This window comes from Pseudovibrio sp. WM33, from assembly GCF_001623165.1.
GTDB lineage: Bacteria > Pseudomonadota > Alphaproteobacteria > Rhizobiales > Stappiaceae > Pseudovibrio.
Map to the genome: position 1 here is coordinate 1 of NZ_LMCK01000120.1, position 628 is coordinate 628.

Consider the following 628-nt stretch of genomic DNA (forward strand, 5'->3'; position numbering starts at 1 on the left):
ATCGTATCAGAAGGCTCTCCAGTTTTCCTGAGCCAGTCCATGAAGGCATGGTCGTCGTCTGCCATAGATTTGTGACACGAACTTGGGCCGGGAAGCTGATAATCAGACTTACCCTTCTACACACTCTGGATTTGTGTATAGAAAAGCCTCGGCGGCACGAAGCCGCCGAGAGATATTATAGCGCTGTGATGCCAAAAACTAAATCAGACAAACTGGAAGTCGTCTGAATGCAAATCGGATATCACTACACCTTTCAAGGTGATTGAACTATCATCATCCAGCGTAATTACCGTGTCTGCTCCATCATTGCTAGCTGCTGCAATGACAGCGTCAAAGTCCGCCAATATCTCTGCATCAAAGAGAATGACATCATCTGATCCTTGACCAGATTGGAAGTCGGTGATCACATTCTTACCAAAATCAGAGATATAAATACCAGAATCGTGAAACACAAATACGTCTGAACCTGCACCACCAGTCAAAGTATCATTACCTCCATACCCCCAAAGCTTGTTGTCACCAGCATCACCAGTGAGGATATCGCCATAAGCATCTGTGCCCATGATGTTTTCAATGGAGACGTATTCGTCTCCAGCTGCATCGCCTGCGTTTTGAGACTGGTCGGAGA

Annotated in this window: 1 pseudogene; it reads right to left on the reverse strand. The window is 46.2% G+C overall.

The window, feature by feature from the left end:
* Nucleotides 1-203 precede the first annotated feature (203 nt).
* Nucleotides 204-628 (reverse strand): annotated as a pseudogene (locus PsWM33_RS21030) (calcium-binding protein); the annotation flags it as partial.